This is a genomic window from Pseudomonas sp. SWI44, assembly GCF_002947915.1.
GTDB lineage: Bacteria > Pseudomonadota > Gammaproteobacteria > Pseudomonadales > Pseudomonadaceae > Aquipseudomonas > Aquipseudomonas taiwanensis.
The window spans coordinates 5311679-5334834 of the sequence record NZ_CP026674.1 but is presented as its reverse complement, the minus strand read 5'-3'; the positions used below and the strand labels follow the sequence as shown (position 1 = coordinate 5334834).

Sequence of the window (23156 nt, the reverse complement as noted above, 5' to 3'; positions counted from 1 at the left end):
TTACTCCAGAGGAATGGTCAGTCGGTCGATCACGGCGCGGGTTTCGGGACGCACCCCACGCCACCAGGCAAACGCTTCCGCCGCCTGCTCGACCAGCATGCCCACACCGTCGGCCAGGCGCGTCACGCCTTGTGCTTGCGCCAGACGCAGGAATGGCGTCAGGCCTTTGCCATAAGCCAACTCGTACGCCAGCCGCGTCGCGCCCAACACATCAGCAGGCAACGGCGGCAGTTCACCGGTAAGGCTTGCAGAGGTGGCATTGACAACGATGTCGAACGCCTGCCCTTCCAGCTCCTCGTAGCGGCTGATACGTAGCAGCGGATGGTCCAGTTCATTGCGCAAGGACACCGCCTTGGCCATGTCGCGGTTGGCGATCACCAGCTCGCTCGGGCCCGCTTGCAGGAACGGCAGTAGTGCTCCACGAACCGCACCACCAGCGCCGAGTACCAGCACCCGACGGTTGCGCAGCGGCTCTGCAAGGTTCTCTTCGATATCCCGCAACAAGCCGATGCCATCGAAGTTCTCGGCGAAGATATGGCCATCCTCGAACTTCAGCGCATTGGCCGCCCGTGCCAGCTGAGCCCGCTCGCTGCGCCGGTCGGCCAGCTCGAAAGCGCGCAACTTGAATGGCGCGGTGATGTTCATGCCCAGCCCGCCATCGCTGCGAAATTGCAGCACCTGGGTCTCGAACCCCTCGAGCTCGCCCTCGATGGCACCATACGCCAGGGTCTGGCCGCTGGCCTGGGCAAACAGGCCGTGGATCAAGGGGGATTTTGTGTGATTGATCGGTCGCCCGATCACTGCATAGCGGTCGCTCATCGTGCATCTCCGTGGGTGAACAGCACACCGTCCGCTTGCATGGCGGTGATTTCTTCGGGGCTGAAGCCAAGCCCGGCAGCGACTTCGGCATTATGCTGGCCAAGGTCCGGGGCCACCTGATGGATCGTGGTGTCGCAATCGGAAAAGCGGAACGGCAGATTGGGCAGGCGCAGGGTACCGTAGCGCGGGTGCCGCTGTTCGATGACCATGTTGCGAGCCTGGATCTGCGGGTCGGCCAGCACTTCGTCGATGCGTTGCACCTTGGCGCTGGGAATGTCGATGCCATCGAGCAGTTGCAGGATGTCGGCGACCCGACGCGCGCCGACCCAATCGCGGACCACTGCGAGAATCGCTTCGCGATGTGCATTGCGGCCATTGAGGTGATGGTAGCGGCTATCGCTACCGAACCCGGACGGGCCGCCATTGGCCTCGACCATGGCGGCAAAGCGCTGCCAGGCATCGTCGACCTGGGCGGCGATGACCAGGTCGCCATCGGCTGCGCGGAAGACGCCATAGAGGGTCGAGGTCGGCATGTCATGGCCGGTCTGCTCCGGTAGCACCTTGCCGTCGGACAACGTGTAGCACTGCACCGCATACTCGTGCATCGACACCAGCGTGTCGTACAGGGCCATGTCGATATGTTGTCCGCGTCCAGAGCTTACCCTGCCCAGCAACGCCGCGTTGATCGCCGCAACAGCATGAATACCGGTGTACATGTCGCCCAGGGAAATGCGCAGCAACGGGGGCGCCTCGCCCGGCACGCCAACCATCTGCATGATGCCGCTCTTGGCTTCGGCAATCAGCCCGAAGCCGGCGCGGTGAGCATCCGGTCCGGTGTGACCGTAGGCTGAGATTGAGCAGTACACCAGGCGCGGGTTGCGCGCCGACAACTCGGCATAGCCAAGACCAAGCTTATCCAGCGCACCCGGGCGATAGTTTTCGATGAACACGTCGGCCGAATCGGTCAGGCGTTGCATGAAGGCCTTGCCACGCGGGTCCTTCATATTGACGCTGACGCCCTGCTTGCCCATGTTCAGCTGCAGGAAGTAGCCGCTCTGCTGCTCATCCAGAGTAAACGCATGCTGGCGGCCGGCATCGCCGCTGCCGGGCCGTTCGACCTTGATCACCTCGGCACCCAGCGCGGCCAGGCAGCGCCCCACATAAGGACCGGCGAGGAAGTGGCTGTAGTCGATGACGCGGATACCTGCCAATGGCAATGCCTGGCTCATGCTTGTGCCCTCCTCGGCACCATCAGGCGGTGCTCGCCGCGCTGCACGACTTCGCCATGCTGGTTGATCAGTTCCGACGGCAGTACCACGATGCCCCACCCTGGGCGACTTTTGCTGGGACGCATCGCCCCTACGCGCATGCGGACATGCAGCACATCGTTGACCTTTATCGGCAGCACGAAATCCCAGGTCCAACCCAACGACATACCCGGCACGAAGCGGTATTGGCACTGGGTCTTCAGGCCGTCGGCGATCGACAACCCGAACAAGCCGTGGGCGACCAGGCAGCCGAAGTGGCTGGCATTGGCGTACTCCTCATCGACATGGACTGGGGTGTGGTCGCCGGTGAGGTCGGCGTAGGCCAGGATGCGCTCGCGAGTTACCGTGTAGGTGGGGCTGATGCACTCATCGCCTTCGCGGGCGTCGTCCCAGAATTTTTCCACTACGCTCATGCCGATACCTCCGCACGCGGGTCGATGGCCAGTGCCTGGGCGACGCACTTGGCCGGCGAGGCCTGGATGAACTCCACCGCCAGGCCGTCGGGCAGGCGCAGCCAGTTGCGACCCTGAGACATTTCGCTGACACCGAAGCGTTGGGCTGCGGCCAGGGCGGCTTCGAGGTCCTCGCACATGATGCCCAGGTGGGCCAAGCGCCCCTCCGGCCCGGCGAAGTCCGGCTGGTGAATGAACTGCAGGCCACCCAGCGTCCAGTACTGCGTCGGCAGCTCGACGTCGCCCTGCACTTCCCGCATGGTCATGCCGCACACTTCATTGAAGAAACGGATATGCCACTGAATGTCCCGCACCCAGAAGGCAACGTGTTCGAGATAGGCTTTCGGCTGGCTCATGGATTATCCCTTTTCTGGTGATCGGCCATCGCGCGTTCGATGCCCTTGATACAGGCCACCAAGGTCGCGTTGACGGGGGTGGCAACGCCATGACGCTGGCCCCAGCGCACGACGGAGCCGTTGATGAAGTCGATTTCGGTGATCGAGCCCTTTTCCAGGCTCTGCAGCATCGAGGTGCGGAAGCTCGCCGGCAGGCCCTCGGCAGCCAGTCTCCATGCCGCTTCGGGACTGGTCAGGCTCAGGCGGATGCCGGCCCGCTCGGCGACGGCAATGGCCTCGGCCACGGCAGCCTTTGCGGTGCATTCGAGCAGCGGCTCGCTGTACAGCTGGCCATAGCTGAGCATGGTGATGCCGCTCAACGCGCCAGTCGCGACGTTGACCAGCAGCTTGTCCCACATGGTGCCAAGGATGTTGTCGCTGACCGTGGTGGCCAGTCCGGCGCCGTTGAACGCCTCTGCAATGGCTTGCACGCGTGGGGTCATCTGGCCGTCGAGCTCGCCAATGAAGGTCTGCTTGCCTGCCACCCCGGCCCGGATCGATCCGGGTGCCAGCAGCACGCCGCCGACATAGGTCTTGCCGGCCAGCACCCGCTCGCGGCCCACGGCCTCGGCCAGGATGTCCTCATGGCCGAGGCCATTCTGCAGCGACAGCACCAGCGTTTGTGGCCCGAACAGTGCAGTGCCGCCAGCGATGGCATCGGCGGTGTGGAACGACTTGACCAACACCACCACCAGGTCGACCGCGCCAATGTCTTGGGCGTCAGTCGTCGCGTTGACCCGCACTGAGCGCTCGCCGCGTTCGTCCTGCACCTGCAGCCCGTTCAGGTTCATCGCCTCGACATGCGCACGGCCACGGTTCAGCAGCCAGGTTTCATGCCCCGCCTCGCTCAAGGCCGCGCCAATGGCGCAGCCCAGGGCACCGGCACCCAGAATGCAGATTTTCACGTCGCAGACCTCCTGTGATTTGCGACCACCTTATGCAGACGGGCTTATTTAGACTATACAATGCGTTCAATACCACTATTGAGATTCGCAATAATGAGTACATTGGAGGCTCTGCCTGAGCCGAAACTGCTGCAGCTGTTCGACGTGCTGTATCACTGCCGCAGCGTTACCCGCGCGGCCGAGCAGCTCGGTCAGAGTCAGCCGACCATCAGCATCTGGCTGGCGCGGCTGCGCGAACAATTGAACGATCCGCTGTTCGTGCGCACGCCGACCGGCATGGCACCTACGCCACGCGCCGACCAGTTGATCGGCCCCTGCCGGGAAGTCCTGGAATCCCTGCGCCGCCTGACCGCCTGGGAACCACAATTCATTCCAGCCACGGCGCAGCGTCGCTTTCGCCTGTGCGTCAGTGATGCCAGCCATATCACCTTGCTGCCCAGCATTCTCAACCACCTGCGCTCACATGCGCCGGGAATTCGCCTGGAGGCGGCACGTATCGATGGCAATACTGAAAGCGCACTGGAGTCCGGCGAGGCGGACCTAGCGATCGGTTTCGTACCATGGCTGGGTGGAGGAATGTATCAACAGGTGCTGTTCGACCAGGACTGGGTGTGCCTGAGCAATCCGCAGCATCCACGCCTGGCACATGGGATGAATGTGGCGCGCTACCGCGCCGAAGGGCATGTCCAGGTCAGCGCCGGCACCGGGCAGAAATTGCTGGAGGCCGGCTTGGCGCGCGCGGGCATCGAACGCAGGATCATGCTGGAGCTGCCGGCGTTCCTGGGGTTGGGGATGATCGTCGGGTCGACGGACTTGGTGGCCACGTTACCCCGCCATATCGGGCAAACTCTCGCCGAAATGCATGGGCTGCGCCTGCATGACTGTCCGTTTGCAGTCGAGGGATTCACGGTCAAGCAGCATTGGCATGCCCGGTATCACCAGGACAGCGGGAATCGGTGGTTGAGGGAGGTCGTCCGGGGATTGTTCCAGTCAGGGAAAGGTTAGCTTCAGGAGCAACAGTCCGCTGAACCAGGGTTGCCAGCGCTGCCATATAGGAACAATTGCCGTCGCACCGCGAGCGCATCAAAATAGCGCTTCCCGCGAAGACACCCACACTCCAGGAAGGAACACTCAGATGCCGTACCGACTTGCCATCTTCGACTTTGACGGCACGCTCGCAGATTCATTTCCCTTCTTTGTCCGGGTGTTCAACCAAGTCGCTGACCGGCACGCATTCAACCGAATTCAACCCGAAGAACTAGACAGTCTGCGCAAACTGGGGGCACGGGAGATCATGTCCCATATCGCAATGCCCCGCTGGAAGCTGCCTTTCGTAGCGCGGACATTCATGAGTCTGATGAACAACAATCGAAGCTCGATCCCGCTTTTCGATGGAATCGCCGATACGCTAAGCCATCTGGATGAGCAAGGACTGATGCTCGCGGTGGTCTCTTCCAACGCCAAAGACAATGTCACGCAGATCCTGGGCGCCAGCTGTCGACATTTCCGCGCCTTCGAGTGCGGGGCATCCATTTTCGGCAAGGCATCACGCTTGCGCCGGGTCATGCGCAAGTGTGGGGTTACGCCAGAAGAAGTTATCTATATAGGCGACCAGCCTACAGATGGCGAAGCAGCATCGGCTGCAGGCATTGCGTTTGGCGCGGTTGCTTGGGGATATGGGACCCATGAAGCATTCCATGATCTTCCATCCCACGAGTGGTTTGCCGATGTAAGCCAATTAAGGCGACTGACCGGAAACCCTCTGCTGCTGCCATGCATACCCACGCGCTGACGTGTAGCCCGCAAAAAAGCTGTCGGCTGCGGTGAGGTATCAGATTCGTCTGATTAAGCTAGCGGCGGCCCTTGACATAACTTGGCGCATCCATTTACCGAGCATGCACCATGCAAATTTCAAGGCGAACTTATGAACAAGCAAGCAAGCAAGCAAGCAAGCAAGCAAGCAAGCAAGCAAGCAAGCAAGCAAGCAAGCAAGCAAGCAAGCAAGCAAGCAAGCAAGCATTATAGCGCTCGAAGCGTAATTGCCGCAAGCCTATTTTTAACTATTTCCGCGTGTACATTACCCGCTCGTGACAACTCGGACGAAATCCATAATACATCAGAAACCCTTCGTTTAAAGGAAGCCTATGATCGCTTGACATTCGAACACCCTGAATTTAATTGGAAATACGTTGAGGGACTCGCCGAATGATAAAGCCGATCAAATACCTGGTAGCTTGCATTATTGCGACACCCTCGCTTTCGTTCGCCGCCTGCGAATTTTTCGAGGGCCACTCCCAGAAACAAATCACCGTAAGCATACCCTCAACGCTTTCCATCCCCCGAGACGCAGAAAACAACACCGTTATCTACGAGTCTCCAGCCCAGACCTTTTCCGGTAACGCGTCGTACACCTGTTCCACTACCTTCACCACCGGAATAGTAAACAACGTCGGCAGCAACGCACCGACGAAAAACTACTTCCCCATCGGCAATACGGGGCTTTCGTGGCAGTGGATCTATCAGGACGCGCCCTATATCGGATTCGGTGGTGGATCAATTAGAACCCCGGGCGGGTATGGATTCAACACCACGAAGAACGCGTTGCGCATCATAAAAACCGGCGACATCCCGTCAGGTACGACGATACCTGCTGGCACCTTGGGATATATACAAGTCGAAACATCAGCCGTCAGACCGCTAGCGATGATAATAGACAAAAGTCCATCCATCGTACTTCAGTCATGTGAAACGCCGAACATAGCGGTGGAGATGGGCGAATACAATCTAAGTGTCTTTGCCAGCGAAGGCAACGCCACCCCACCCAAACACTTCGAAATAAAACTGAACAACTGCCCCAGCGGAATCAAAAAGGTCAGTTATCGCTTGACTGCCACTTCAGGTTCGCCAGCGGTAAATGGGCAACTCGGGATAATAGAACTGAACAAGGGTTCAACCGCCAAAGGCATCGCGCTTCAACTACTTGACAGCAACCAGGCACCTCTACAACTCGACAAAACTTATGTTTTCAACGAATACTCAACCCTCGGCGGAAATTTCTCCATCCCCATGAGCGCGAAGTACATACGCACGCTGCCTAACGGCAGCGCGGGTCAATACGATGACGGTATGAGCGCGGGCTCTGCTAGTAGTGAAGTGACGTTCGTCATGAGTTATCTGTGACTCACGGTGCGCGTCAAGGACATTGTCATACCCGGTTGGCCGGCTCGCCCTTATGGGCTCATCGACCGCCCCACAGGCAGGCTGGGCCACCGTAAGCAATAGACAGCAGCACACCATCGCGTATCAGCACACATCATTTTTAGCCGCCGTCGGACCAGCACATCAGCCACAAAACCTCGACCAAATCCGCCTATGGGGCCTTGCGTACACAGAGGAAAAGCGAAACTCGCTAGGTCACGGAGCCAGAGACCGATTGGCGCAGCGTGAAACCTGACGGGGCCTGTTGTACAGAACGTCACAGTCGGCCAATGAAAATACAGCCAATACGGCGCTTATACCATCTACTTTGGCCGTTTCGACATCCAAGCAATGAAAAATACCTGTACAAGGTACTTTCTTTGTACAGGTATTAAGGCAATACTCCCTGCACCGAGGATCTCTCCTACGCTCCCAGCCTGTCGGCATTAAGCCGTACCGCCATGTTATTCCTTCTGCAGGAGGTGCCAGCCTTGTCTATACAACTCATACCTGTTGAGCCTCAACGACCTCATGGCTGCCGCAGCTGCAAGGATAACGCTGGCATTGACTTCGACTTCACCATGGCGTTCCAGCCCATTGTCGACACCCGCGCCCACTGTGTTTTTGCGTATGAATCTCTGGTCCGGGGTAAAGATGGCGCTGGCGCACAGGCCATATTGCAAAAAGTAAATGACTCAAACAGATATAAATTTGATCAAGCGTGTCGTGTCAAAGCGGTGGAACTTGCTGCGAGAGCCGGCATGCCAAGCTGCTTGAGCATCAATTTTCTACCCAATGCTGTGTACCAAGCAGAGGCCTGCATTAGAACCACCCTCCTTGCCGCAGAAAAATACAATTTTCCCATTGAAAAAATAATATTTGAAGTTACTGAAAATGAGAGCATCGCAGACAAAGCACACATAAAAAAGATCATGGAATCCTATAAAAAACAAGGCTTTAGAACGGCAATCGATGACTTCGGCTCCGGGCACTCCAATCTCAATTTACTGGCCAGCTTTCAACCCGACATCCTCAAGATCGACATGGAACTGATAAGAGACATCCATACCAGCAAGGCCAAGCAAGTTATCACCAAGGGCATTGTAAGCGTCTGCCGAGACCTCAACATACAAATCATCGCCGAAGGGATCGAGTGCGTTGAGGAACTTGATACGCTTCAGGCACTCGAGATACACCTGTTCCAAGGGTTCTTTTTCGCAAAGCCAAAACTTGAATCCCTTCCTGAGATTGCATGGCCCTAGCAGCGAAACCTAATAGGAGTCATCCATGGACAGCGCGATAGACTTCAACGCTGTAATAGCGCTCACACTGGACTACTTAAAACTTCATTTCACACACGCAGAATGGAGCATTGTTCGCGTGGGTGCCGATGAAGCCCCCAAGGCGAGCGGCAGTCATTTCGAACACCCCACGCCCGACGCCGAACTGCAAGCCATCACGAATAAAATACGCGCCGACCTCTTGGTCAATGATGTTCACGCGCCGGGAGGGGTCATACAACATGCATTATCAGGCGAGCACGGCGACACTACGCAGACTACACAGTACGTTGCCATACCCCTACTCCACTATCCGCCTATGCTCTACGGATTTATTTATGGAAGATCGGTAGATCGCAACCTATTGGAAAACCGTGCCGACCTCAGACTGCTGGAACTTATTGCGTCGCTTCTAAATAGCTTACTGCATGCTGAAACACAAGCAGATTTCCAGGCGCGCCGCGCCGAGCGTTTCGAAACCCAGGCGTACACTGATGCTATGACCAACCTGTTCAACCGAGCAGCATGGGAACAACTCTTGCACCAGGAAGAACTGCGCTGCGAACGCCAAGAAACACCCTGTGCTGTCATCGTGATTGACCTGGACGACCTCAAGCAAACCAATGACGCCGAAGGGCATTATGCCGGAGATCAGCTTATCAAGCGGGCCGCTACCTCGTTACTTCAAGCTTCACGCAAAGAGGATATCGTTGCCCGACTCGGCGGCGACGAGTTCGGGATAATTGCCACCCACTGCAACGAATATGACGGCGCGTGCTTATTGCAGCGAATTAGAGACTTGTTCAAAAAAGAAAAAATCAATGCCTCAATCGGAATGGCGCCACGCCAACCGTCTGGCTCACTAAAAAAGGCGTTCATCCGGGCTGACCAAGCGATGTACAAAGAAAAGCGTGTAAAGCGTGGTTCCGCAACGGCGCGAACCTTAGAAAACCCGTTTACGCCGGGTCACCAAACGGTCTGATTTAGCCACTGCATGGGTGCCATTATGTTTAACAAACGTCTAAAGTGCGAATTGGATGATGCCTTGTCAACGCTCCGGTCCCAGGAGGCCAGAGAAACAGCCATCAGTCGCTCGACGGCGACCATTGAGTTCACACCGGAAGGCATTATAACGAACGCCAATCAAAACGTATTGCATGCAATGGGTTACACGCTGGATACGCTGATTGGCCAACACCATGACATCCTTTGCCCGAACGACGATACCCACAGTGTCGGGCATGAGGGCTTCTGGAGAACATTGCGAGACGGTGAATATATCCGCGACCGCATCCCCTTCCGCAGCCGCCAAGGTGAAACGCTCTGGCTTGAGGCAACCTACAATCCAATTTTTTCGGCGGACGGTCGCGTCAGTCGCATACTGATGCTCGCAAACGACATAACAGAGCACGTCAGGCGCGAGCAAGAGCAACGCAACGTCCTAGAGGCCATGAGTCGATCGATGGCCATGATCGCGTTTGACCCAGACGGATATGTACTTGAAGCCAACGATAATTTTCTGCATACGCTCGGATATCGTATGCCTGAAATTCAGGGTAAACACCACCGACTCTTTTGCACTCAACAAGAGGCGCAGTCGTCGGAATACCAAGATTTTTGGGCGCACCTCAACAAGGGCGCGTTCTTTTCCGGCCGTTTTCAGAGGGTGAACCGATGCGGCGCCACCGTTTGGTTGAGCGCCACTTACAACCCGATATTTGATGCCAACAAGAAACTGTACAAGATTGTAAAATTTGCTCGCGACATTACACCGCAGGTTGAACAACAGCAAATCGAGTCAACGGCCGCCACGCTTGCCTATCAGGTCTCGAAAGAAACCGACCAACGTGCGCAGCACGGCGCCATGGTCATCAGCGAAACCGTGGCGGTGGTCCGCAGCATTGCGGGCGAACTTTCAAATGCTGCCCTCAAAATATCAGCCGTTGGTCAGCAGTCTGAAATGATCACTGGCATTGTCCAAACCATACGCGGCATCGCTGATCAGACTAATTTGCTGGCGCTAAATGCAGCCATTGAAGCGGCCCGAGCAGGCCCCCAAGGAAGAGGTTTCGCTGTCGTCGCAGATGAGGTGCGTCACCTCGCTGTTCGCACCGCCCAAGCCACCTTGGAAATCAGCGACGTTGTAAAGCGAAACCATCAATTATCGCAAGACGCTGTCAAAGGTATGCAGATGACTCAACATATGGCTGACGTCGGCGTAGGGTTAGTAGGCCAAGCCGGGGATATCATTGGGGAAATTCAAAGCGGCGCCCGCCAGGTCGTGGACACGGTCAAGCAACTCAGTGAAGCGGTAGATAAACTCTGAGCCTTTTCGTCAACTCGCTTCTTCGCCTTCACGTTGTTGCCCTGTACTCAACCGTGAGATGAGTGACTTGGTGAACAGGCTCCAATGCAGCGCGTACATCATCGACCGATAGACCTACAGAACCTTGCACACTCACGATGGCTGCTCGCGCCTGCGGCCCCACTCGCCAGACATGGAGGTCTGTGATCTTGAGCGTCCCGAACTGACTGAGCAATTCACGGATCTCCTCGGCTATATACTCATCGCTCTTGTCGAGTAGCACGGCTGCAGTATCGCGAATGAGCGACCACGCCCAGCGCGCAATCACGACAGCCCCCACTATACCCATCAACGGATCAAGCCATACCCAGCCGAGGTACTTGCCAGCCACCAGTGCGACGATGGCCATGACAGATGTCACTGCATCCGCCAGCACGTGCATATATGCGGAACGCAGGTTGTTGTCGTCGCCATGCGTGTGGGTGTGGGTGTGGGTGTGGTGATCATGGGAGTGTCCATGATGATGCGCATGCTTATGACTGCCTCCCGCGAGAATGAGGGCGCTGACAAGGTTTACGACCAAACCTATTACCGCAATGAACGTGGCCGCCTCGAACTCCACGTGGGCAGGTTCGAAAAGGCGTACTAACGATTCAGCACCGATGCCCAAGGAGATCAACCCGAGAACGAGAGCGGACGCAAAACCGCCAAGGTCACCCACTTTTCCCGTTCCAAAACTATAAGCAGCATTCTGCGAATGCTTGCGGGCAAACGCATAGGCCGCCACGGCGATACCCAGCGCGCCTGCATGAGTGGCCATGTGAAAACCATCGGCCAACAGGGCCATCGAACCGGTGATGTATCCGGCAGCTATTTCTCCCACCATCATGGCAAGGGTCAGCGCTACAACCCACAAGGTGCGCTTGGCATTTTCATCGTGTCCAGCACCCAGGAAATCATGGCTGTGAATGGGATCGATCGTGCTCATGTGTTTCTCACTTTGAGTATCGGCGGATGGCTTCCAGGAGCGCTTCCACACCTTGCGCCCTCTCTTGATCAGTGAGACCCGCCCTGGCTACATGCTCACGGGCATGGTCCTCAACAATCTCATCAAGTAGCCCGTTGATTGCGCCACGGGTTGCAGCCACCAGATGCAGGGTTTTTGCGCAGTCAGCATCGCCCTCCAGTGCACGCTCTATAGCCTGTACTTGTCCAGCGATGCGCTTCACCCGCTTGAGCAACTCATCTTTTCCGGATTGCATGTGGGCCATAACATACCCCCCTACCCTATATTGCGTGAATGATGCGCTTGATTTTCGTTGGGAGCAAGGGAGGGTCGGCAAAAGCAGGCTGTGGTTCCACGAACCAAGTGTTACAATCCGCCACTTCAAAGCGGCGCTCGAAGCGCTGGACATCCGTGAACGTCGGCAGTACGACACCCGCCACACCTACGCAACCATGCGCCTGATGACTGGGATGAACCGTGCGTTCATCACGAACCAGCTTGGCCAAAGCGTTGAGATGTTGCCCTCTACCTACGCGTAATGGATCAGCTCCTCCTCGGACTGGAGGGAGCTGGAGAAGCTGCCGCCCCGAGTCGAATTGGCCCAGCATTGGCCCAACACTGACTAGAGGGCCTAAATACACCTCTGGAACCCCCGCAGGACAAGCACTTGATTTCTACCGCCAACATCACCATGCAATTCGGCTCCAAGCCGTTGTTCGAAAACGTCTCGGTCAAATTCAACAACGGCAACCGCTACGGCCTGATCGGCGCCAACGGCTGCGGCAAGTCCACCTTCATGAAAATCCTCGGCGGCGACCTCGAGCCGTCCGCGGGTCAGGTCATGCTCGAGCCGAACACCCGTCTGGGCAAGCTGCGCCAGGATCAGTTCGCCTATGAAGAGTTCACGGTCATCGACACCGTGATCATGGGTCACAACCAGTTGTGGAAAGTCAAAGCCGAGCGCGACCGCATCTACTCGCTGCCGGAAATGACCGAGGAGGACGGCATGGCCGTCGCCGAGCTGGAAACCGAATTCGCTGAAATGGATGGCTACACTGCCGAGTCCCGTGCCGGCGAGCTGCTGCTGGGCCTGGGTATTCCGCTGGAACAGCACTTTGGGCCGATGAGCGAAGTCGCGCCAGGTTGGAAGCTGCGCGTGCTGCTGGCACAGGCGCTGTTCTCGGATCCGGACTTGCTGCTGCTGGACGAACCGACCAACCACCTGGACATCAACACCATCCGCTGGCTGGAGAACATCCTCACCGCGCGTAACAGCACCATGGTGATCATTTCCCACGACCGGCACTTCCTCAACAGTGTCTGCACCCATATGGCCGACCTGGATTACGGTGAACTGCGCCTGTTCCCGGGCAACTACGACGAGTACATGACCGCCGCCACCCAGGCCCGTGAGCAGTTGCTGGCCGACAACGCCAAGAAGAAGGCCCAGATCGCTGAACTGCAGACCTTCGTCAGCCGCTTCTCGGCCAACGCCTCCAAGGCCAAGCAAGCCACCTCGCGCGCCAAGCAGATCGACAAGATCCAGTTGGCCGAGGTCAAGCCTTCAAGCCGTGTCAGCCCGTTCATCCGCTTCGAGCAGACCAAGAAGCTGCACCGCCAGGCCGTGACCGTCGAGAAAATGGCGAAAGCTTTCGACGACAAGGTGCTGTTCAAGGACTTCAGTTTCACGATCGAAGCCGGCGAGCGTGTGGCGATCATCGGTCCGAACGGTATCGGCAAGACCACCTTGCTGCGTACCCTGGTCGGTGAAATGACCCCGGACAAGGGTGAAGTGAAGTGGACCGACAGCGCCGAAGTGGGCTACTACGCCCAGGATCACGCGCACGACTTCGAAGACGACATGAGCCTGTTCGACTGGATGGGCCAGTGGACCACCGGCGAGCAGGTGATTCGTGGCACCTTGGGCCGGATGCTGTTCTCCAACGACGAGATCCTCAAGTCGGTGAAGGTCATTTCCGGTGGCGAACAGGGCCGCATGCTGTTCGGCAAACTGATCCTGCAAAAACCGAACGTACTGGTCATGGACGAACCGACCAACCACCTGGACATGGAGTCGATCGAGGCACTGAACCTGGCGCTTGAGAACTATCCAGGCACGCTGCTGTTCGTCAGCCACGACCGCGAGTTCGTGTCGTCGCTGGCCACTCGCATCATCGAACTGACCCCCACTGGCGTGGTGGACTTCAGCGGCACCTACGATGACTACCTGCGCAGCCAGGGCGTCGTAGTCTGAGCCGACCGCACAAGGGCCGCACCGCGGCCCTTTTTTGCGCCCCGGCCCAGCGGGCAAGGCTCGCAATCAAATAATCATTAGCCTGCTTTCATTTCCGTCGCGCAACGGCCATGATGAATCCACGCCCACCGCCCGCCCGCGAACGAGCCCATGACCGCGCAACAACCCTCCCCCAGCACCCGCGCCAACCGCACGCTACAGATCCTGTCGATCGTTTTCTACACCTTCATCGCCTTCCTCTGCATTGGCTTACCGATTGCGGTGCTGCCCGGCTACGTGCATGACCAATTGGGCTTTGGCGCGGTAATCGCCGGGGTGACCATCGGCCTGCAGTACCTGGCCACCCTCCTCAGCCGTCCCTTCGCTGGGCGTGTGGCCGATACCTTGGGTGGCAAGCGTGCCATTGGCTACGGACTGTTCGGGATTGCCGGCTGCGGGGTATTGACGTTGCTGTCGGCCTGGACGCTTGGACTTCCCGTGCTGAGCCTGTTGCTGCTGCTGGCTGGACGGGTGCTGCTGGGCGTGGCCCAGGGGCTGATTGGGGTGGCGACATTGAGCTGGGGCATCAGCCAGGTAGGTGCGGAGCATACGGCCAGGGTGATTTCCTGGAACGGCATCGCCTCCTACGGCGCCATTGCCATCGGTGCGCCGGTGGGCGTGCTGGCCGTGGACGGCCTTGGCTTCAGTGTGCTGGGCCCTGCGCTGTTGCTGCTTGCGCTGTCGGCCTTGCTGGCATTGCGCAAGCGCCCGGATGTGGTGGTGGTCCGTGGTGAACGCCTACCGTTCTGGTCGGCTTTCGGGCGCGTCGCGCCCTGCGGCCTGGGGCTGACACTGGCCTCGATCGGTTATGGCACCCTGACCACCTTCGTCACCCTTTATTACCTTGAGCGTGGCTGGATTGGCGCAGCGTGGTGCCTGAGCGCATTCGGCCTGTGCTTCATCGTTTCGCGGCTGCTGTTCGTCAACGCGGTCAACCGCTTTGGCGGCTACAACGTGGCCATCGCCTGCATGGCCACCGAAGTGGTCGGTTTGGGCCTGTTGTGGCTCGCCCCTTCGCCGCCCTGGGCACTGCTGGGGGCGGGCCTGACCGGCTTCGGGCTTTCACTGGTGTATCCGGCGCTGGGGGTCGAGGCCATCAAGCAGGTGCCCAGCAGCAGCCGAGGTGCCGGACTGGGCGCTTACGCGGTGTTCTTCGACCTGGCCCTGGCCATCGCCGGCCCAGTCATGGGCGCGGTCGCCGTGCACTTGGGCTACGCCTCGATCTTTTTCGTCGCGGCCCTGCTCGCCCTGTCAGGGGTGGGCCTGATCCTGCTGCTGGCCCGGCGCAACAACGGCGGTTGAGCGCCCTGCAGGCAGCGGCGCGCCCAGTGCCTGGCTGAAAAATGCAGCAGTGTCACGCGTTAGCGAGCGATGGATATGCCGGCGGTCGACACCGTCGGCATCCTTGCACAGCACTGGCATGCGAGCGTGCTGCTCTTCGTCGCAGCGGGCCATGAACACGAAATGCCCAGCGCCGGCCAACAAGCGGTAATCCGGGGTGAGCGGAAGCTTACGGGCAAGGGCCTCGGCATTCCGGTCCAGCGCCACCAATTGGTCGCTGTCACCGCTGAAGATCAATGCCGGCACCTTTACGCCAGCCAGGGCGTGACGGCCAAACATCAGGCTAAGCGGTGCCATCAGCATCACCGCGCCTATCCGTGTATCTGGCTGGGGGCTCAGTTCGCTACGGTCGGCTATCAATACACCATGGGTCTTGCAGGCATCGGCATCGTGTGGGCGCTCCAGGCAGTAGCGCCTCAGCCGGTCCAGATCTGGCTGCGCGCCCGACAGAATCAGCGCCGTTTCACCGCCGGCCGAATAGCCAATTACACCCACTTTGCCGTCATTCAGGTAGGGCCCCAGCAACCGATCGACACGGGCGGCGGTGATGGCGGCACTGACCTGCAACGGACGACCATAGAGGTTGCTCAGGGTGCCCAGGCGGCTGTGGTCGCGGGCGTTGTCGCCTGGGTGAATCACCGCCACCACGACGAACCCCTGGTGCGCCAGGGCCGTTGCCAAGTAATGCAGCGCCAGCGGGCTTCCGGTGTTGCCATGGGACAGTACCAGCAAGGGAAATTGACCCAAAGCGACCGGGGCCTCTTCGGCCACCTGGATCGGGTAGCCGTCGATACGATTGGTGCGAGGCTCGCCTGTGGACGGGTAGAACGCCAGGGCCTGCATCGGACGGGCATCGACAGGATCGTCCAGGGTCATGCGGTGCAGCCCAACGTTCCAAGGCTGCGCCTCGGCGCGGGGCAGCAGCCCCCCCAGCAGGACCAGCGCCAACAAGATTCGGGAGGTGCTCATCGGCCCGCCACCCCTGCGAAGCAAAAGGATGACGCCAGCATAGATCCAGGATCGTCCGGGGCGGATGAAACCTAAATGAAAAAACGGCTGACACCCCAGGTGGCAGCCGTTTTCTAATTGCCTCAGCGGATCACGCGGCGGCGAACAGCTCGTTGGCGATCTGCGCCTGAGCGTCGTCAATTGCCTTGCTACGCTGCTCCGGGCCGTAGGCCAGGCCGTGGGCGCGGACGATTTCCAGGTCGGTGATACCGATGAAGCCGAGGAACACTTTGAGGAAGTCCTCATGACCGGCACCGGTCGCTTGGCCGGCGTGCAGGCCGCCTGCAGTGGATACCAGGACCACTTTCTTGTCGCCGCACAGGCCTTCAGGGCCGGCTTCGGTGTAGCGGAAGGTCTTGCCGGCGACGGCAACACGGTCGATCCAGGCTTTGAGCTGGGTCGGCACGGTGAAGTTGTACATAGGGGCGCCGATCACCACAGCGTCGGCGGCCAGGAACTCTTCCAGGGTTTCGGCGCTGAGCTTGGCTTCGAACGCCTGGGCCGCATCGCGCATGTCTTCAGGGGTACCGGCTGCAACCAAGGTCGCGGCGGAGAAGTGGGCGATGGCGTCGGCGGCCAGGTCGCGGTAGACCACTTCGATGCTCGGGTCGACGGCTTTCCAAGCTTCGACCACTTCGCGGCTCAGCTGACGGGAGGCGGAATTGTCGCCCAGGATGCTCGAATCGATATGCAACAGTTTCATGGGACTCTCCTGTGAATGAAGACCGCGGCGGTGGGCGATCACGATGGAGAGAATCCTACCGGGGCAGCCAATGGCTGATAAGGCAGCAAAAATGCGTTAGTTTGTCCTATGGATAGGACAGTGAGACAGGACCATGCAAGACCTCAATGACCTCTTTTACTTCGCCCGCGTGGTTGACGCCGGGGGGTTCGCGGCGGCAGGACGCCAGCTGGGCATCCCCAAGTCACGCTTGTCGCGACGCATCGCCGAGCTGGAGGAACGTCTGGGCACACGCCTGCTGCAACGCACCACTCGCCAGCTCAAGCTCACCGCCGTGGGCGAACGGTACCTGCATCATTGCCAGGCCATGCTGCTGGAGGCCGAGGCGGCCGACGAGGTGGTGGCGAGCATGAGCAGCGAGCCGCGTGGCCGACTGCGGGTTTCCTGCCCGGTCGCCTTGGCCCATGCCTTCTTGCCGGACGTGGTCAGTCGTTTTCTGGCGCACTACCCTCAGGTACAACTGGACATGGTGCTGCTCAACCGCCGGGTCGATCTGATTTCCGAGGGTATCGACGTGGCCCTGCGGGTCCGCGATCTGGGCGATGAGGACCCTGCGCTGGTCACCCGTCGTTTGCGCCAGGCACAGATGCAGCTGGTGGCGGCTCCTGGCTTCGCCGACCACATTCGCCACCCCGCCGAACTGGCCACCCTGCCAGTCCTGGGTGCAGCAGAGCCCGACAGGCTGGTGCACTTGCGTCTGCACGGCCCAAACGGCCAACAGCAGGAGATTGCGCTGGAGCCGCGCCTGGCCATCGACGACTTCGTGGTGCGAAGCGCAGCCGTCCGCGCCGGGCTCGGCTTCTCGGCCTTGCCAAGCATGTTCTGTGAGGAACAGCTTGAACGAGGCGAACTGGTCAGGCTGCTGCCCGACTGGTCGCTGCCTGGTGGCTATCTGCAGGCGGTGTACCCTCACCGGCGGGGTCTGCTTCCAGCGGTACGGGCCTGGATCGATCATCTGGCGGCGTCGTTCGAGGCCTGTGGGGAACGTTATGTCTAGGCAGCACATGACCGAAGACCAGGTCGTGACCTTCTGCCTGGGCTTGCCGGGTGCACGGGAAGACTACAAGTGGGGCGGTGTCCGGGTGTTTTCGGTAGCCGGTAACAAGATGTTCGCGGTGCTGGATCTGGCCGGTGCAGGGCTGTCGTTCAAGGTGGCGGACGACACCTTTCTGGGCTACTGCGACCGACCCGGCGTCCGCCCGGCACCTTACCTGGCGCGGGCAAAGTGGATCAGCATGGCGCCACCCTACCCCATGGGCCGGGATGAGCTGTGCGATTTGCTGCAACGCTCGCACCAGCTAGTGGTGAAACGCCTGCCAAAACGGCTGCAGGTTGGCCTGGTGATGTGAACCGATCGCTGGCAAGCCGAGGCTCCAGGTAACGCGACGACTTCAAGAAGGACGCGCCCCTGGAGGAGCGACCTTGGGTCGCGAAAGGGCTGCAAGCAGCCCCCGGCAACGCCGCCATCAAAACAACGAGAAAAGCTGCTGATTCAGGAACAGGTAATCCACCCAGAACACCTGGTGCAGCAGCACGATGCCCCAGAACACCAGCTGGTAGGAAACCTTCCGAGTCTTGTGCCGAAACAGTTGTTGGGCCACCAGTGCTCCAGGCCAGCCCCCTAGAAGCTCGCTGACATGCAACACCTTCTCAGGCGTACGCCAGGCTTGGGCGCGCGCCTGGTGCTTGTCCTGCCAGTACAGCAGCAGGCAGATCAAGCTCGCCGCCGGATAGACGGCTAGCGGCCACCAGGCTTGCCCACCCCAAGCCATCTGGGCCACGCCAATTCCTGGCAGCAGGCACAATGCGCCCAAAACCAGCAGCTTGAAGCGGGCATGGCGTACCCCCTCCTCACGAGCGGCGCCATACTGCCCCTTGGCTTGCGTGCGTGCCATATCAGCCGTGCGCCGTCGACCAGTCGACCCAGCCGAACTGCCAGGTGGCCAGAATCAGCAGGCCAAAGGCAATGCGGTACCAGGCGAACACTGCATAGCTGTGATTGGCGATGAACTTCAACAAGCCTCGCACGGCGATCATGGCGAAAATGAACGAAGTCACGAAGCCGATGGCGAAGACTGGCAAGTCGCTGGGCTGGAACAGATCGCGGTACTTGTAGCCTGAATACACCGCCGCCCCCACCATGGTGGGCATGGCCAGGAAGAAGGAGAACTCGGTAGCGGCCTTACGCGACAGACCGAAGATCAAGCCGCCGATGATGGTCGAACCGGAGCGGGAAGTGCCGGGGATCATGGCCAGGCACTGGATGAAGCCGATTTTCAGCGCATGGCTCCAGCGCATGTCGTCGACGTGATCGACCTCGACGCGGTGGTCGCGGCGCTCGGCCCACAGCATGATGAACCCACCGACCACCAGCGCAGCAGCCACGGTGATCGGGTTGAACAGGTATTCATGAATCAGGTCGGCGAACAACACACCGAGCACCACCGCAGGCAGGAAGGCCAGCAGCAGGTTACCGGTGAAGCGTCGCGCGGTGGGCTGGCGGGTCAGCCCAAAGACCACATCGAGGATCTTGCGTCGGAATTCCCAGACCACCGCCAGGATCGCCGCCAACTGGATGATGATGTTGAACGCCATGGCCCGCTCGCCACCGAAGCCGATCAGGTCGGCGACGATAATCTGGTGGCCGGTACTGGAAATCGGCAGAAACTCCGTGAGTCCCTCGACCACACCTAAGATGATTGCCTGGAAGGCAGTCCAAAAATCCATCGTTCCCCCGGGTGGAGCACTGCTCTGTGCAGGCCCCTAGTTCTTGATTTGCTTGTGATTTGCCGCACGCGGCGCGGCTGTTTTACAGCGACTGTTGGTGGCAATGCCAGTCGAAAAGTTCACGCTGCCTAAAGGTTTCATCTTGGGCGGCCGAAATCCTAACAGAGACGCTCTGCGATCGCTTGCCTGAACAGCGGCAGAGTAGCCCGGATCTAGCACTTAGCCATTAGTCGAGTGGGGGGCGACGGCAAAGCGTGTTTGGATGCACCTGAATAACAAGAAAAACGCGGGAGTAACCTTCATGAAGACCTTGAGGTCGATGTCGATCAGCCGCCGCTTGTGGCTGATACTGCTGGTGGCCGTGGCAATGCTGGTAGTGCTGGGCTTGTTGATGCTGCGCCAGATCCACGGCGACCTTTACCAGGCCAAGGCGGAGAAGACCCGCCATGTGGTCCAGACTGCCGCAGGTGTGCTGGCCTACTACCAGGGGCTGGAGGCTGCCGGAAGCCTCAGCCGCGAGGCGGCCCAACAGCAGGCCCTGCAAGTGGTGCGTGGGCTGCGCTATGACCAGAATGACTACTTCTGGATCAACGACCTGGGGCCGAAAATGATCATGCACCCGGCCAACCCCAAACTCGATGGCCAGGACCTTTCGGCCATCCGAGACCCAGACGGTTTCGCCGTTTTCAACGAAATGGTCGCCCTCGCCCGCAGCCAGGGCGCAGGCCCGGTCAACTACCGCTGGCCCAAGCCGGGCGCCACCGATCCGGTGGCCAAGACCTCCTACATTCAATTGTTCAAGCCTTGGGGCTGGATCATCGGTTCGGGTGTGTACGTCGACGATGTGCAGGCCGAATTCGCCCGTCAGTTGCGCGACGCCACCCTGGTCGGCCTGGGCATCGCCCTGTTGATGGCGCTTGTGGTGATGCTCATTGCCCGCAGCATTGCCCGCCCACTGCAGGAAGCCGTTCAAGCCATGGGCAACATTGCCAGTGGCGAGAGCGACCTGACCCGGCGTCTGGACACCCACGGCCGTGACGAGATCACCCACCTGGGCGAGCATTTCAACCGCTTCAACGGCAAATTGCAGGGGGTCGTCGGCCAACTGCAAGGTGCCGCCCATGCCTTGGCCCAGTCCGCAGGACAAGTCGGTGACAATGCTGGAGCCGCGCAACAGCGCAGCGCCCAGCAGTCGCTGCAGATGGACCAGGTGGCGACTGCCGTGAACGAAGTCACTTACGCCGTGCAGGACGTGGCCAAGACCGCCGAGCAAGCGGCCGGCGAGATGCGCGCTGCGCAACAGCAGGTGGAGCATGGCCAGCAAGCGATTCACGGCAGCCTGCAGCAGATCGACAGCCTGTCACAGACCATCGATCAGGCCGTGCAGGTGATCCGGGAACTGGCCGGGCACAGCAGCAAGATCGGCGGTGTACTCGATGTGATCCGCTCGATCGCCGAGCAGACCAACCTGCTGGCCCTGAATGCTGCGATCGAGGCAGCCCGCGCGGGCGAACAAGGCCGTGGTTTTGCCGTGGTTGCCGACGAAGTGCGCCTGCTGGCCCAGCGCACGGCTCAGTCGACCGCGGAAATCCATACCATGATCGAGCATTTGCAGGGCCAGTCGGATGCCGCGGTCAAAGCCATCGACACCAGCAGCGAGGCCTCCCGCCAGACGGTTCAGCAGGCCCGAGAAGCCGGCACCAGCCTGGATGCGATCAGCCACGCGCTGCACAACCTCACCGCACTCAATGCCTCCATCGCCAGTGCCACCTTGCAGCAGTCGCATGTCGTCGAGGAAATCAACCGCAACGTGCTGGATACTGCCGGTTTGTCACAGCAGACCGCCGACGCTGCCCGCCAGTCGAGCGATGCTGGGGAGGCACTGGCCCGCTTGAGCGAGGAACTGGAGCAGCTGCTGCGTCAATTCAGGGTTTGAACCGCGTCTGCGAAGGGCCGCGAGGCGGCCCCGACAGGGATTGATGCGAGGGCTATGCCCTCGATCGCAGGCTACGCCCGCGCCCCCGCAGCTTCTTCGAATCGATGAGCTTTCGTTGTTCGGTCAGAGCCGGCAGCCAAGCGGTTCACAAAGCCTTGTCACTCATCGCCCCCCACGGGCTACAATCGCGCCCCCTCCCATTCCAAGGATCGCCGATGTCCGGCCTTGAGTTCATCGCCGCCGTGCTCGGCGTAATCGCCGTCTGGCTCACCGTCAAACAAAATGCCTGGTGCTGGCCTATTGGCCTGGTGATGGTGCTGATCTATGCCTGGCTGTTCCATGAGGTCAAACTGTACTCGGGCATGCTCCTGCAAGTGGCCTACGCTGCGCTGCAGCTGTATGGCTGGTGGCAATGGCTGCGCCCGGATCGCGCCGAAGATGCACGCAAGGTGTCCCGCCTGGGGGGACCTGCCGTAGGTCACAGCCTGTTGGCCGGCCTTGTGTTGAGCCTGGCGCTGGGCGCGGCGATGGCCCGGTGGACCGATGCTGCCCTGCCCTGGCTGGACGCCACCTTGACCGGTTTCAGCTTGGTGGCGCAGGTATGGATGGCGCAGAAGCGCCTGCAGTGTTGGCCGTTGTGGGTGGTGGTCGATGTGGTGTACGTCGGTCAATACCTGCATCAACAGCTGTACTTCACTGCTGGATTCTTCGCCGTGCTGACCGTCATCGCTGTGCGCGGCTGGATGGAGTGGCGTCGTGATCCGGCGTTGGTGGCGCAATGAAAGTCGTAGTGCTGTGTGGTCCGGAATCCAGTGGTAAAAGCTGGCTAAGTCGAGTGCTTCAGGCTCGCTTCGGCGGCCTTGTCGTGCCGGAATACGTGCGCCACTTCATCGACCAGGAGGGCCGCGATACCTGCTACGCCGACATCCCCACCATCGCCCGCGGGCAACTGGCGTGGGAAGATGACGCTCGCGCCCGCCAGCCTCGTTTGTTGATCCTCGATACCCACTTGCTCAGTAACCTGTTATGGAGCCGGGCACTGTTTGGCGATTGCCCGGCCTGGATCGAGCAGGCCCTGCTGGAGCGCGACTACGACCTGCATCTGTTGCTCGACCCTGAGGGTGTCGATTGGGTGGACGATGGCCAGCGCTGCCAGCCCCAACTGAGTGAGCGCCAAGGTTTTTTTGCCGACAGCCTCGGCTGGCTGCAACGCCACGAACAAGTTTGGCAGGTCGTCGGCGGCGACTGGCCAACCCGCAGCGCCGCCGCATTGGACGCTGTCGGCCAACTGCTCGCAACCCCGTGATGTGTTAAGCCCCTGAGACACCAAGGCAAGCCATGGTTCCCGTGCTTGCGCGCTTTCCGCAAATGCCGGGGTGAGTGTTACGCCGCTGATACAACCCCGCCAAAGCCGCTTGGGGCAGGGCCACAACCAGAAAAAGCTGTTCTTGGCCTGCCCCGTGTCTCGTCGCTGATACAGC

At 59.9% G+C, this 23156-nt stretch carries 25 protein-coding genes and 2 pseudogenes; 16 read left to right on the top strand and 11 right to left on the bottom strand.

Annotated features, from left to right (window positions below; genetic code table 11):
- From aroE to C4Q26_RS25135, 5 genes are read right to left on the bottom strand one after another with little or no spacing between them, the layout of a single operon-like run.
- Nucleotides 1-819, bottom strand: a complete 819-nt coding sequence (aroE, locus tag C4Q26_RS25155) for a shikimate dehydrogenase (RefSeq protein ID WP_027907348.1) — start codon at nucleotides 817-819, stop codon at nucleotides 1-3.
- Nucleotides 816-2048, bottom strand: coding sequence for a CaiB/BaiF CoA-transferase family protein (locus tag C4Q26_RS25150; RefSeq protein ID WP_104883846.1), 1233 nt, complete (start codon nucleotides 2046-2048; stop codon nucleotides 816-818). The genes aroE and C4Q26_RS25150 overlap by 4 nt, the downstream gene beginning before the upstream one ends.
- Complete coding sequence (locus C4Q26_RS25145; protein WP_023380777.1) at nucleotides 2045-2500, bottom strand: MaoC family dehydratase; 456 nt, start codon at nucleotides 2498-2500, stop codon at nucleotides 2045-2047. Before C4Q26_RS25145 ends, C4Q26_RS25150 begins: the two co-directional genes overlap by 4 nt.
- The gene (locus C4Q26_RS25140) at nucleotides 2497-2895 is read right to left on the bottom strand and encodes a VOC family protein (RefSeq protein WP_023380778.1); all 399 of its coding nucleotides are present in this window, start codon (nucleotides 2893-2895) and stop codon (nucleotides 2497-2499) included. The genes C4Q26_RS25145 and C4Q26_RS25140 overlap by 4 nt, the downstream gene beginning before the upstream one ends.
- On the bottom strand, nucleotides 2892-3839 hold the full coding sequence (locus C4Q26_RS25135; protein WP_023380779.1) for a ketopantoate reductase family protein: 948 nt from the start codon (nucleotides 3837-3839) through the stop codon (nucleotides 2892-2894). Before C4Q26_RS25135 ends, C4Q26_RS25140 begins: the two co-directional genes overlap by 4 nt.
- Before the next feature lie 93 nt (nucleotides 3840-3932).
- Here C4Q26_RS25135 and C4Q26_RS25130 point away from each other — a divergent pair, with 93 nt between their 5' ends.
- The 8 genes and pseudogenes from C4Q26_RS25130 (at nucleotide 3933) to C4Q26_RS28955 (ending at nucleotide 10643) form a co-directional block, all read left to right on the top strand.
- On the top strand, nucleotides 3933-4844 hold the full coding sequence (locus tag C4Q26_RS25130; protein WP_023380780.1) for a LysR family transcriptional regulator: 912 nt from the start codon (nucleotides 3933-3935) through the stop codon (nucleotides 4842-4844).
- 130 nt (nucleotides 4845-4974) lie between these two features.
- Nucleotides 4975-5631 (top strand): HAD hydrolase-like protein, encoded by a 657-nt coding sequence (locus tag C4Q26_RS25125; protein WP_023380781.1) that lies wholly within the window; start codon nucleotides 4975-4977, stop codon nucleotides 5629-5631.
- A gap of 132 nt (nucleotides 5632-5763) precedes the next feature.
- Nucleotides 5764-6048 (top strand): hypothetical protein, encoded by a 285-nt coding sequence (locus C4Q26_RS27965; RefSeq protein WP_158664918.1) that lies wholly within the window; start codon nucleotides 5764-5766, stop codon nucleotides 6046-6048.
- Nucleotides 6045-7019 (top strand): fimbrial protein, encoded by a 975-nt coding sequence (locus C4Q26_RS25120; RefSeq protein WP_104883845.1) that lies wholly within the window; start codon nucleotides 6045-6047, stop codon nucleotides 7017-7019. The genes C4Q26_RS27965 and C4Q26_RS25120 overlap by 4 nt, the downstream gene beginning before the upstream one ends.
- A 509-nt stretch (nucleotides 7020-7528) precedes the next feature.
- Nucleotides 7529-8299, top strand: coding sequence for an EAL domain-containing protein (locus C4Q26_RS25115; protein ID WP_371919566.1), 771 nt, complete (start codon nucleotides 7529-7531; stop codon nucleotides 8297-8299).
- Between the two features lie 25 nt (nucleotides 8300-8324).
- Nucleotides 8325-9299, top strand: coding sequence for a GGDEF domain-containing protein (locus tag C4Q26_RS25110; protein WP_104883843.1), 975 nt, complete (start codon nucleotides 8325-8327; stop codon nucleotides 9297-9299).
- A gap of 12 nt (nucleotides 9300-9311) precedes the next feature.
- Nucleotides 9312-10049 (top strand): annotated as a pseudogene (locus C4Q26_RS28960) (PAS domain-containing protein); the annotation flags it as partial.
- A gap of 132 nt (nucleotides 10050-10181) precedes the next feature.
- Entirely contained in the window at nucleotides 10182-10643 is a 462-nt protein-coding gene (locus tag C4Q26_RS28955; protein WP_238346437.1) for a methyl-accepting chemotaxis protein, read from the top strand.
- Nucleotides 10644-10671: 28 nt separating this feature from the next.
- Here C4Q26_RS28955 and dmeF read toward each other — a convergent pair whose 3' ends face one another.
- Together dmeF and C4Q26_RS25095 are read right to left on the bottom strand one after the other, a co-directional pair.
- Nucleotides 10672-11610 carry a CDF family Co(II)/Ni(II) efflux transporter DmeF gene (gene dmeF, locus C4Q26_RS25100; RefSeq protein ID WP_104883842.1) on the bottom strand — a complete coding sequence of 313 codons (939 nt, stop codon included), beginning with the start codon at nucleotides 11608-11610 and terminating at the stop codon, nucleotides 10672-10674.
- 7 nt (nucleotides 11611-11617) lie between these two features.
- A complete protein-coding gene (locus C4Q26_RS25095) occupies nucleotides 11618-11893 on the bottom strand; it encodes a metal/formaldehyde-sensitive transcriptional repressor (protein ID WP_027907343.1) in 276 nt (91 codons plus the stop codon).
- Nucleotides 11894-11918: 25 nt separating this feature from the next.
- On the opposite strand from C4Q26_RS25095, the pseudogene C4Q26_RS28950 reads away from it, so the two are divergent.
- The 3 genes and pseudogenes from C4Q26_RS28950 to C4Q26_RS25080 all read left to right on the top strand — a co-directional run bounded on the left by C4Q26_RS28950 (nucleotide 11919) and on the right by C4Q26_RS25080 (nucleotide 15223).
- Nucleotides 11919-12254 (top strand): annotated as a pseudogene (locus tag C4Q26_RS28950) (integrase).
- Nucleotides 12255-12295: 41 nt separating this feature from the next.
- Nucleotides 12296-13882 (top strand): ABC-F family ATPase, encoded by a 1587-nt coding sequence (locus tag C4Q26_RS25085; protein ID WP_104883841.1) that lies wholly within the window; start codon nucleotides 12296-12298, stop codon nucleotides 13880-13882.
- A gap of 150 nt (nucleotides 13883-14032) precedes the next feature.
- Entirely contained in the window at nucleotides 14033-15223 is a 1191-nt protein-coding gene (locus C4Q26_RS25080; RefSeq protein ID WP_104883840.1) for an MFS transporter, read from the top strand.
- Here the strand turns inward: C4Q26_RS25080 and C4Q26_RS25075 are convergent.
- Complete coding sequence (locus tag C4Q26_RS25075) at nucleotides 15173-16231, bottom strand: dienelactone hydrolase (protein WP_104883839.1); 1059 nt, start codon at nucleotides 16229-16231, stop codon at nucleotides 15173-15175. The two genes, C4Q26_RS25080 and C4Q26_RS25075, sit on opposite strands and share 51 nt — an antisense overlap.
- A gap of 130 nt (nucleotides 16232-16361) precedes the next feature.
- Complete coding sequence (locus C4Q26_RS25070) at nucleotides 16362-16973, bottom strand: FMN-dependent NADH-azoreductase (RefSeq protein ID WP_023380793.1); 612 nt, start codon at nucleotides 16971-16973, stop codon at nucleotides 16362-16364.
- A 133-nt stretch (nucleotides 16974-17106) separates the two neighbouring features.
- On the opposite strand from C4Q26_RS25070, the gene C4Q26_RS25065 reads away from it, so the two are divergent.
- Complete coding sequence (locus C4Q26_RS25065) at nucleotides 17107-18009, top strand: LysR substrate-binding domain-containing protein (protein ID WP_104883838.1); 903 nt, start codon at nucleotides 17107-17109, stop codon at nucleotides 18007-18009.
- Between the two features lie 7 nt (nucleotides 18010-18016).
- Nucleotides 18017-18361, top strand: coding sequence for an MmcQ/YjbR family DNA-binding protein (locus C4Q26_RS25060; RefSeq protein ID WP_023380795.1), 345 nt, complete (start codon nucleotides 18017-18019; stop codon nucleotides 18359-18361).
- 117 nt (nucleotides 18362-18478) lie between these two features.
- Here C4Q26_RS25060 and C4Q26_RS25055 read toward each other — a convergent pair whose 3' ends face one another.
- Together C4Q26_RS25055 and C4Q26_RS25050 are read right to left on the bottom strand one after the other, a co-directional pair.
- On the bottom strand, nucleotides 18479-18907 hold the full coding sequence (locus C4Q26_RS25055) for a DUF1294 domain-containing protein (RefSeq protein WP_027907340.1): 429 nt from the start codon (nucleotides 18905-18907) through the stop codon (nucleotides 18479-18481).
- A 1-nt stretch (nucleotide 18908) separates the two neighbouring features.
- Complete coding sequence (locus C4Q26_RS25050) at nucleotides 18909-19739, bottom strand: undecaprenyl-diphosphate phosphatase (protein ID WP_104883837.1); 831 nt, start codon at nucleotides 19737-19739, stop codon at nucleotides 18909-18911.
- 301 nt (nucleotides 19740-20040) lie between these two features.
- Here C4Q26_RS25050 and C4Q26_RS25045 point away from each other — a divergent pair, with 301 nt between their 5' ends.
- The 3 genes from C4Q26_RS25045 (at nucleotide 20041) to C4Q26_RS25035 (ending at nucleotide 22981) form a co-directional block, all read left to right on the top strand.
- Nucleotides 20041-21675, top strand: a complete 1635-nt coding sequence (locus C4Q26_RS25045; RefSeq protein ID WP_023380798.1) for a methyl-accepting chemotaxis protein — start codon at nucleotides 20041-20043, stop codon at nucleotides 21673-21675.
- A gap of 215 nt (nucleotides 21676-21890) precedes the next feature.
- Entirely contained in the window at nucleotides 21891-22457 is a 567-nt protein-coding gene (pnuC, locus tag C4Q26_RS25040) for a nicotinamide riboside transporter PnuC (RefSeq protein WP_027907338.1), read from the top strand.
- On the top strand, nucleotides 22454-22981 hold the full coding sequence (locus tag C4Q26_RS25035; protein WP_027907337.1) for an AAA family ATPase: 528 nt from the start codon (nucleotides 22454-22456) through the stop codon (nucleotides 22979-22981). Before pnuC ends, C4Q26_RS25035 begins: the two co-directional genes overlap by 4 nt.
- The last annotated feature ends 175 nt before the right edge of the window (nucleotides 22982-23156 follow it).

Coding starts and splice junctions, on each gene's coding strand:
- aroE (WP_027907348.1), bottom strand. CDS start 819: ATGAGCGACCGCTATGCAGTGATCGGGCGACCGATCAATCACACAAAA.
- C4Q26_RS25150 (WP_104883846.1), bottom strand. CDS start 2,048: ATGAGCCAGGCATTGCCATTGGCAGGTATCCGCGTCATCGACTACAGC.
- C4Q26_RS25145 (WP_023380777.1), bottom strand. CDS start 2,500: ATGAGCGTAGTGGAAAAATTCTGGGACGACGCCCGCGAAGGCGATGAG.
- C4Q26_RS25140 (WP_023380778.1), bottom strand. CDS start 2,895: ATGAGCCAGCCGAAAGCCTATCTCGAACACGTTGCCTTCTGGGTGCGG.
- C4Q26_RS25130 (WP_023380780.1), top strand. CDS start 3,933: ATGAGTACATTGGAGGCTCTGCCTGAGCCGAAACTGCTGCAGCTGTTC.
- C4Q26_RS25125 (WP_023380781.1), top strand. CDS start 4,975: ATGCCGTACCGACTTGCCATCTTCGACTTTGACGGCACGCTCGCAGAT.
- C4Q26_RS27965 (WP_158664918.1), top strand. CDS start 5,764: ATGAACAAGCAAGCAAGCAAGCAAGCAAGCAAGCAAGCAAGCAAGCAA.
- C4Q26_RS25120 (WP_104883845.1), top strand. CDS start 6,045: ATGATAAAGCCGATCAAATACCTGGTAGCTTGCATTATTGCGACACCC.
- C4Q26_RS25110 (WP_104883843.1), top strand. CDS start 8,325: ATGGACAGCGCGATAGACTTCAACGCTGTAATAGCGCTCACACTGGAC.
- C4Q26_RS28955 (WP_238346437.1), top strand. CDS start 10,182: ATGGTCATCAGCGAAACCGTGGCGGTGGTCCGCAGCATTGCGGGCGAA.
- dmeF (WP_104883842.1), bottom strand. CDS start 11,610: ATGAGCACGATCGATCCCATTCACAGCCATGATTTCCTGGGTGCTGGA.
- C4Q26_RS25095 (WP_027907343.1), bottom strand. CDS start 11,893: ATGGCCCACATGCAATCCGGAAAAGATGAGTTGCTCAAGCGGGTGAAG.
- C4Q26_RS25080 (WP_104883840.1), top strand. CDS start 14,033: ATGACCGCGCAACAACCCTCCCCCAGCACCCGCGCCAACCGCACGCTA.
- C4Q26_RS25075 (WP_104883839.1), bottom strand. CDS start 16,231: ATGAGCACCTCCCGAATCTTGTTGGCGCTGGTCCTGCTGGGGGGGCTG.
- C4Q26_RS25070 (WP_023380793.1), bottom strand. CDS start 16,973: ATGAAACTGTTGCATATCGATTCGAGCATCCTGGGCGACAATTCCGCC.
- C4Q26_RS25065 (WP_104883838.1), top strand. CDS start 17,107: ATGCAAGACCTCAATGACCTCTTTTACTTCGCCCGCGTGGTTGACGCC.
- C4Q26_RS25060 (WP_023380795.1), top strand. CDS start 18,017: ATGACCGAAGACCAGGTCGTGACCTTCTGCCTGGGCTTGCCGGGTGCA.
- C4Q26_RS25055 (WP_027907340.1), bottom strand. CDS start 18,907: ATGGCACGCACGCAAGCCAAGGGGCAGTATGGCGCCGCTCGTGAGGAG.
- C4Q26_RS25050 (WP_104883837.1), bottom strand. CDS start 19,739: ATGGATTTTTGGACTGCCTTCCAGGCAATCATCTTAGGTGTGGTCGAG.
- C4Q26_RS25045 (WP_023380798.1), top strand. CDS start 20,041: ATGAAGACCTTGAGGTCGATGTCGATCAGCCGCCGCTTGTGGCTGATA.
- pnuC (WP_027907338.1), top strand. CDS start 21,891: ATGTCCGGCCTTGAGTTCATCGCCGCCGTGCTCGGCGTAATCGCCGTC.
- C4Q26_RS25035 (WP_027907337.1), top strand. CDS start 22,454: ATGAAAGTCGTAGTGCTGTGTGGTCCGGAATCCAGTGGTAAAAGCTGG.